Origin of the sequence: Saccharopolyspora sp. 7B, from assembly GCF_020177435.1 — a bacterium.
GTDB lineage: Bacteria > Actinomycetota > Actinomycetes > Mycobacteriales > Pseudonocardiaceae > Saccharopolyspora_C > Saccharopolyspora_C gregorii.
The window spans coordinates 1-8,142 of the sequence record NZ_JAIUKC010000174.1 but is presented as its reverse complement, the minus strand read 5'-3'; the positions used below and the strand labels follow the sequence as shown (position 1 = coordinate 8,142).

5 protein-coding genes are annotated in these 8,142 nt (G+C 71.6%); 1 reads left to right on the top strand and 4 read right to left on the bottom strand.

The features are described 5' to 3' along the window. Positions 1–244 precede the first annotated feature (244 nt). Positions 245–706, bottom strand: a complete 462-nt coding sequence (locus tag LCD33_RS23820) for an RDD family protein (RefSeq protein ID WP_224978305.1) — start codon at positions 704–706, stop codon at positions 245–247. Positions 707–963: 257 nt separating this feature from the next. On the opposite strand from LCD33_RS23820, the gene glnA reads away from it, so the two are divergent. Next, positions 964–2,388, top strand: coding sequence for a type I glutamate--ammonia ligase (glnA, locus tag LCD33_RS23815; protein WP_224962508.1), 1,425 nt, complete (start codon positions 964–966; stop codon positions 2,386–2,388). A gap of 70 nt (positions 2,389–2,458) precedes the next feature. On the opposite strand, the gene LCD33_RS23810 is transcribed toward glnA, so the two are convergent. From LCD33_RS23810 to LCD33_RS23800, 3 genes are all read right to left on the bottom strand, one after another. Next, positions 2,459–3,328, bottom strand: coding sequence for an SMP-30/gluconolactonase/LRE family protein (locus LCD33_RS23810; protein WP_224962510.1), 870 nt, complete (start codon positions 3,326–3,328; stop codon positions 2,459–2,461). Positions 3,329–4,002: 674 nt separating this feature from the next. Continuing rightward, on the bottom strand, positions 4,003–7,020 hold the full coding sequence (locus LCD33_RS23805; RefSeq protein ID WP_224978304.1) for a bifunctional [glutamine synthetase] adenylyltransferase/[glutamine synthetase]-adenylyl-L-tyrosine phosphorylase: 3,018 nt from the start codon (positions 7,018–7,020) through the stop codon (positions 4,003–4,005). A gap of 53 nt (positions 7,021–7,073) precedes the next feature. Continuing rightward, positions 7,074–7,826 carry a type 1 glutamine amidotransferase gene (locus LCD33_RS23800; protein WP_224978303.1) on the bottom strand — a complete coding sequence of 251 codons (753 nt, stop codon included), beginning with the start codon at positions 7,824–7,826 and terminating at the stop codon, positions 7,074–7,076. Between the last annotated feature and the right edge of the window lie 316 nt (positions 7,827–8,142).

Below are 8,142 nucleotides of genomic sequence, written 5' to 3'. Positions count from 1 at the left end.
CCGGGGGCCCCATCGCCCCCAACCCCCCGGGGGCCCGCCCCCCCCGCCCCCCCCCCCCCCCCCCCCCCGCCCCCCCGGGGGGGGCGGCCGGGGGGCCCCCGCGTCGTCTTCGCCGCTTCCGGTCAGCCTCGTGCGCGACCAGGCCCCGGAGAGCTCCGGCACCGACGGCGTTCCGCCCTGTTCCACGCGCCCGCACCACCGAGGCGCCCGGCGGGCACCGTCCGGTCCGGGCACGCGCTCCGGTTCAGCGCCGGACGACCACGGTGCCGGTGAGGCGGTCCAGCCAGGAACGGCCATCGCCGTTGCGGATGATCGCGGGCACCAGCAGACCGGTCAGCGCGCAGCGCACCACCGCTCGCCACAGGCCCACCGCACCCGGCCGCTCCACCCGGGCCACCCAGATGCCGGTGAGCAGCATCCCGGGGGTGAACCCGAAGAACGCCACCGGGATCACCGTGATCGCGAACCAGGCCACCAGGCTCCAGTTCCCGGGCAGCGCCGGTGCGGTGAACAGCTGCGCCACCAGCGCAGCCAGCACGATGTCGACCAGGAACCCGAGCAGCCGACGACCGCCGGTGGCGACCGAACCCTGCCCGCCCTCCGGCAGGCCCATCCGCTCGCCGCGCCACCGCTGCTGCGGGTCGCGGCCGAACAGGCCGCCCAGGCCCTGCGGCTCGCCCGCGGAAGCGTCGCCCTGGCTGGTCATCTCGGACCTGGATCCCGTCGATTCACCCACTCCCCCAGACTACGACCCGCGCCCCGCGGGGACGCCGACCGGCGCCCGAACGACCTGATCAGCCACCCTCCGCAATCGGCCTCATCCGTTCAGGCCGTCGTTAACGTCGGCGAAACATCGGGGTGATGGCCGAGCAACACCGGTGACATAACGTTGTCCACGAGCCGGTGAGCTCGGAGCACGCGCGCCGGTGAGCAGTCAACCAGTGCGTGAAGGAGCCATCGAGGGTGTTCAAGAATCCAGACGAGGTCCTGCGCTTCATCTCCGACGAGGACGTGAAGTACATCGATGTCCGGTTCTGCGACCTGCCGGGCGTCATGCAGCACTTCACGGTGCCCGCCTCGGCGTTCGACCAGGACACCTTCACCGAAGGGCTGGCCTTCGACGGCTCCTCGGTCCGCGGGTTCCAGTCGATCCACGAGTCGGACATGCTGCTGCTGCCCGACCCGTACACCGCGCGCATCGACCCCTACCGCGTCGAGAAGACGCTCATCCTGAACTTCTTCGTGCACGACCCGTTCACGTTGGAGCCCTACAGCCGGGACCCGCGCAACGTGGCCCGCAAGGCCGAGCAGTACCTGGCCGAGTCCGGCGTCGCCGACACCGTGTTCTTCGGTGCCGAGGCCGAGTTCTACATCTTCGACTCGGTGCGCTTCGGCGAGGGCCCGAACCGCAGCTTCGCCGAGGTCGACTCCGTCGAGGGCTGGTGGAACACCGAGCGCGACGAGGAGGGCGGCAACAAGGGCTACAAGACCCGGATGAAGGGCGGGTACTTCCCCGTCTCGCCGTACGACCACTTCGCGGACCTGCGCGACAAGATCTCCACCCAGCTCAGCGGCTCCGGGTTCACCGTCGAGCGCGCGCACCACGAGGTCGGCACCGGCGGCCAGACCGAGATCAACTACAAGTTCAACACGATGCTGCACGCCGCGGACGACCTGCAGCTGTTCAAGTACATCGTGAAGAACACCGCGTGGCAGGACGGCCGCACGGTCACCTTCATGCCGAAGCCGCTGTTCGGCGACAACGGCTCCGGCATGCACAGCCACATGTCGCTGTGGAAGGACGGCTCGCCGCTGTTCTACGACGAGTCCGGCTACGGCGGGCTCTCGGACATGGCGCGGCACTACATCGGCGGCATCCTGCACCACGCCCCGAGCCTGCTGGCCTTCACCAACCCGACGATCAACTCGTACCACCGGCTGGTGCCGGGCTACGAGGCGCCGGTGAACCTGGTGTACTCGCAGCGCAACCGCTCCGCCTGCATGCGGATCCCGATCACCGGCAGCAACCCGAAGGCCAAGCGCGTCGAGTTCCGCTGCCCGGACCCGTCGGGCAACCCGTACCTGGCGTTCGCGGCGATGATGATGGCCGGCCTGGACGGCATCAAGAACAAGATCGAGCCGCCGGAACCGATCGACAAGGACCTCTACGAGCTGCCGCCCGAAGAGGCCAAGAACGTCCCGCAGGTGCCGGACAGCCTGGAGAAGGTCATCGACCGGCTCGAAGAGGACCACGACTACCTGCTCGAAGGCGGCGTGTTCACCTCGGACCTGATCGAGACCTGGATCCGGCTCAAGCGCGAGAACGAGATCGACCCGGTCCGGCTGCGGCCGCACCCGCACGAGTTCGCGCTGTACTACGACGTGTGATCGTGGCGCTCCGCGCGAAGCGGGCCGGCCGGGACCCGTTCCCGACCGGCCCGCTCCTTCGTTCGGGGGCTCAGGTGCCGTTCCAGGGCGCCAGCGGGCTGCCGGTGGCGCCGGGGCGGAACCGGAACAGGGCTCCCGCGTACGGGTCGCCGACCAGCGCCCGCTCGTCGTAGCCGGAGCACGCCGAGGTCACGTACATCTCGTCCAGCCTGCGACCGCCGAACACGAGACCGGTCACGCGGCGGGTGGGCGCCCACAGCACCGTCTCCAGGTCTCCGCCGGGGCTGTACCGGTGGATGCGTCCGCTGCCGTGCATCGCGACCCACGCACCGCCCTCGTTGTCCATCGCCAGCCCGTCGGGGTGGCCTTCGGACTCGGCGCACACGATCCAGCGCCTGCCGCGCCCGGCCCGGCCGCGTTCCACGTCGTAGTCGAACGCCCAGATGACGCGCGGCACCGTGTCGATCACGTACATGGTCGCCCCGTCCGGGCTCCAGCCGATGCCGCCGGAGAGGGTCAGCCCGTCCACCAGGACGCGGGCCCGGGTGCCGTCGAGGACGTACAGCGCGCTGCGCTTCGCCTCCCGGCTGTGGGTGAGGGTGCCCGCCACGAACCGGCCCGCCGGGTCGCAGGCGCCGCCGCTCATCCGGTCGCCCGCCTGCACGCCGGTGATGGGTTCCAGCGCGGCGCGCCCGGGGAACAACCGGGCGAAGCCCCGATCCGCGGCGGCGATGAGCTGTCCGTTGCGGGTGGCGCCCAGCGAGGTGACCACCCCGGGCAATACCTGCACCTCGTCCGCATCGGAATCGCGGTGGTAGGTGTGCAGTTCTCTGCGCAGCACGTCCACCCAGTACAGGCAATTCAGCGTCGGCATCCACAACGGCCCCGCACCGCAAAGCGCCTGTCGATCGACGAGTAATTCAAAGTCCTCGGACACCATGCACTCCTATTCGGACCCGCCCGGACGCCGGTCGTGCGCGCACCGTTCGCGGTGCGAGAAGGTTACCGTCACGATAGCGGCAAGCAGACCTCCGAATGGGCTGTTCCCGGGAAAGTCGAGTCCACTGGACGCAGTCGCACAATCGTCCGAATTGGACGTTCGAGAGTCGTTTCGCGAGCGGTTCGGCTCCGCTTTCTCCAGCGCAGGAGGCCGGTGTCAGCGCAGGCGAGACACCTCGAATCCGGAGCTGGAGCGTTCCGCCGGATCACCGTGCACATTCTCACAACCCCGCGGAGGCAACCCCCGGACAATTTCAACCGGTGCATTTGCACGTGCAGAAACACGCGCGCCGAGACGGCTCCCGGTTCCCATTCCAGCGAGGCCGACACCTAGGCGATGCGGCCGAAGACCACCAGCCCCGAAGAATAATCCTCGAAAGCGCTGGAAGTTCCCGGGCGACGGATACCAGTCCCGCCTGCTCTGGCATATTCCACCCGTTGTCCGCCGCTCGGCCGCACCCGGCACTCCGGCAGCGCCCCGGTCCGCATCCGAACAGCGGAGACCGCACCCGGAATCGCGCGAACCCGGCAGCGGCGGAACTCGGCGCGGCACCACCGGCACGGCACCGGTACCACCATCGCGGGCCCGGTCCCGCGAAGTAATCCACGAACGCCTCAGTCCTCGTAGAAGACCCGCTCCACCACCGCGCGAGCCCGCCGCGTCACCCGCAGGTAGTCGTCGAGCACCTCCCCGGTGTCCACGTCCGCCGAATAGCCGAGCGCCGCCGCCACCGCCGTCAACTCCCGCACCTGCTTCGGCAGCTGGTCACCGGACTTGCCGCGCACCAGCATCACCGCGTTGCGGGACCGCATCGCCAACGTCCACGCCTCGCCGAGCTCCGCGGCGTCCTGCTCGTCCAGCACCCCGGCCTCGACCGCCGCTGCCAGCCCCCGCATCGTCGAGGTGACCCGGAGTCCCTCGTGCTCGTGCGCGTGGCGCAGCTGCACCAGCTGCAAGGTCCACTCCACGTCGGCGAGCCCGCCCCGCCCGAGCTTCGTGTGCGTCGCCGGATCCGCGCCGCGCGGCAGCCGCTCCGAATCGACCCGCGCCTTGATCCGGCGGATCTCCCGCACCTTCGCGTCGTCCAGGCCGCCCGCCGGATAGCGGATCGGGTCGATCGCGGCGCGGAACCGCTCCCCGAGTTCCACGTCCCCCGCCACCGGGCGGGCGCGCAGCAGCGCCTGCGCCTCCCACGCCTCACCCCACCTGCGGTAGTAGTTCAGGTACGACTCCACGGTCCGCACCAGCGGACCGCTGCGACCCTCCGGGCGCAGGTCGACGTCCACCTCCAGCGGCGGGTCCTGGCTCGGCGCGCCCAGCATCTTGCGCACCTGCTCCACCACCGAGGTGGCGAACCGGACCGCCGTCGGCTCCGCCACGCCCGGTACCGGCTCGCACACGAACATCACGTCCGCGTCCGAGCCGTAGCCGAGCTCCGCACCGCCGAGCCGCCCCATGCCGATCACCGCGACGCGAGCCGGCACCGCCTGCCACTCCGGCCGGGCCGCCACGTCCCGCACCGACGTGTCCAGCGCCGCCTCCAGCACCGCGGCCCACACGCTCGACAACGCCCGGAACACCTCGGCAGGCGGCAGCAGCCCCAGCAGGTCGGCGCACGCGATCCGCAGCAGCTCGTGCCGGCGCAGCGACCGCGCCGCCGACACCGCCCGGCTCGGCTCGGAGTGCCGCGCGACGGCGCTGCGCAACGAGGTCGCCACCTCCCGCGGATCCCGCTCCGCCAAGGCCGGCGTGTCCGACAGCAGCCGCAGCACCTCCGGGGCGCGCACCAGCAGCTCCGGCACGAGCTTCGACGTGCCCAGCAACTGGGCCAGCCGTTCCGCCACCACCCCCTCGTCCCGCAACAACCGCAGGTACCAGGGCGTTTCCGCCAACGCCTCGGACACCTTCCGGTAGGCCAGCAGCCCACCGTCCGGGTCGGGGGTGTTCGCCAGCAGGTCCAGCAGCATCGGCAGCAGCGCGCCCTGGATGTGCGCCCGGCGCGACACCCCCGCGGTCAACGCCTCGATGTGCTTCAGCGCGCCTTCCGGCGAGGTGTAGCCGAGCGCCGCCAGCCGCTGCACCGCCGCACCGGTGGTCAGCCGCAGCGCATCGGTCGGGACCTTCGCCACCGCCTCCAGCAGCGGGCGGTAGAACAGCTTCTCGTGCAGCCTGCGCACCCGGTTGCTGTGCCTGCGGTACTCGGCGACCAGGACCTCACCCGCGCTGCGCCTGCCACCGGAGCGCAGACCGATCGACCGCGCCAGCACGTGCAGCTCTTCCTTGTCGTCCAGCTCCGGCAGCAGGTGCGTGCGGCGCAACCGCCGCAGCTGGACCCGGTGTTCCAAGGTCCGCAGGAACCGGTACGACTCCACCAGGTCCGCCGCGTCGGCGCGGGCCACGTAGCCGCCCTCCCCGAGGGAGCGCAGCGCGTCCACGGTGATCGGGCTGCGCAGGTCCTCATCGCTGCGGCCGTGCACCATCTGCAGCAGTTGCACCGCGAACTCCACGTCCCGCAGCCCGCCGGGCCCCAGCTTCAACTCCCGCTCGGACAGCTCCGCGGGCACGTGCCGCTCCACCCGGCGGCGCATCGAGCGCACGTCGGGGACGAAGTCCTCCCGCTCCGCCGCGGTCCACACCTGCGGCCACACCGCGTCCACGTAGCGCTGCCCCAGCTCCACGTTCCCCGCCACCGGGCGCGCCTTCAGCAGCGCTTGGAACTCCCAGGTCCGCGCCCACCTGCGGTAGTAGCTCCGGTAGCCGTCGAGGGTGCGCACCAGCGCCCCCGCCTTGCCCTCCGGGCGCAGCGCCGCGTCCACCTCGAAGAACGCCGCCCCGGCGACGCGCATCAGCATGCTGGCGAGCTTCGTCGCCCCCGGCAGCGCTTCCTCCGACTCGGCGACGAACACGACGTCCACGTCGCTGACGTAGTTCAGCTCCCGGCCGCCGGTCTTGCCCATCGCGATCACCGCGAGGTCCTCGGCACTGTCCCCGCCTTCCCGGCCGGACAGCTCCGCCGCGCCCACCACCAGGGCGGTGCGCAACGCCGCCTCCGCGAGTTCGGAGAGCCGGGCGGCGACGTCCTCGAACGACGCCGCGGGCAGGCTCGGTTCCACCACCGGAGCCAAGTCCACCGCCGCCACGTCCAGCAGCAGTCCCCGGTACGCCCCGCGCAGCGCGATCACCGCGTCCGAGCCGGTCAGCGTCGTCCCGTCCGCGCCGCGGACCGCGGCCAGCAGCTCCTCGGTGAACGCCGCGACGTCCGGCTCCCGGTCCTGCGGCTTCGACCGCAACCGGTGCCAGTCCAGCGGATGCGCGACCAAGTGGTCGGCGAAGGCGCTCGACGAACCGAGCACGCCGATCAGGCCGGCGCGCAGCGCGGTGTCCGACCCCAGTTCCTCCGCCAACTCGGCCCAACCCGAGCCTGAGGCCTCCCGCAGCCGGTCCACCGCCAGCAGCGCCAGATCGGGGTCGGGAGCTCGGGACAACGCGGCTACCACCGGCTCGTCCGCCGGCCCCGCGTCCGACCACCACCCCGCCGCCCGCAACTGTTGTTCCGCCCGGACGGCGTCGCTGAAGCCGTACCTCGCGGGGGAAGGAGCCGAACCGGAACGGGACGAACTGCCGTTGGCCATGCACCGCACGGTAGTCCGGCGCGTTCACCTCACCACAGGCGACCGGAACCGCCTCACGCCATCGGCAGTGCCCGGGAACCGCGGCGCTGCTCCGGCGGAGTCGCGGCCAATCGGACGAAACGCCCCGCCACGGGCTCCCAGGTCTCCGCCAGTTCCGCGTGGAACCGCTCCAGATGCGCGGGCTCCAGCTGCCCGGGACGGGCCGACGCGGCGGTCTCCGGCATGGAGCGCGCCCAGTCCAGCACGATCTCCGGCGTGGTCTCGACGTGGAACTGCACCCCGTAGGCGCACACCCCCACCCGGAATGCCTGGTTCTCGCAGGCGGGGGACGCCGCCAGCAGCTGTGCCCCGGGAGGCAGCCGCGTCACCTCGTCGTTGTGGAACTGGAGCACGTCCGGCGTCAGCGGCAGCGGTCCCAGCAACGGATCGTCCACCGCCGCGTCGCGCTTCGCGACCAGCGAGGTCCCCACCTCCGGCCCCTTCTTGATCGGCGCCACCCGACCGCCCGTGGACGCCGCGAGCAGCTGGGCGCCGAGGCACACGCCCAGCACCGGCAGCTGCTTGCTCACCGCGGAGCTCAGCAGTGCCCGCACGTCCGCCAGCCACGGATGCTCGGAGTCGTCGAGCGCGCCCATCCCCCCGCCCATCACGACCAGGGCGTCGTACTCGTCCAGCGCTTCCCGCCCGGAGATCTCCGGTGCCCGCACCACGTCCAGTTCCGCGCCGGCTTCCGACAGCCATTCCCCGAGCCGCCCCACCGGGGCGATCGCCGACGGTTCCACGACCAGCATCCGCACGTGCTCCATGCCCGCAGACTACGAGACGCACGGCGGGGTTCGGCACACCGTTCGCCGCGTTCCGGGTGAAGGAGTTCATCCGGCCGAGTGCAGAAATTCCCCGGACACGCAAAAGGCCCGGTCCCAGAGGACGACGCCTTGCCATCCCCCGGAACCAGGCCCCACAACCCCCCCCCCAAGTAGCCCACCCCGGTTGGGGTCTTCAACTACCACACCAACTCTCAACCGGCCAACCCCCCCCCCCACCCGAACCCCAGCCCCCCCGCCCACAACCGCCCGCACCGCTGACCCGCCAAGAAGACCCGGCAAGAGGGCCCCCCCTCGG

Excerpts from the sequence above, each read along its gene's own strand:
- LCD33_RS23820 (WP_224978305.1), bottom strand. The coding sequence starts at position 706 with ATGACCAGCCAGGGCGACGCTTCCGCGGGCGAGCCGCAGGGCCTGGGC.
- LCD33_RS23810 (WP_224962510.1), bottom strand. The coding sequence starts at position 3,328 with ATGGTGTCCGAGGACTTTGAATTACTCGTCGATCGACAGGCGCTTTGC.
- LCD33_RS23805 (WP_224978304.1), bottom strand. The coding sequence starts at position 7,020 with ATGGCCAACGGCAGTTCGTCCCGTTCCGGTTCGGCTCCTTCCCCCGCG.
- LCD33_RS23800 (WP_224978303.1), bottom strand. The coding sequence starts at position 7,826 with ATGGAGCACGTGCGGATGCTGGTCGTGGAACCGTCGGCGATCGCCCCG.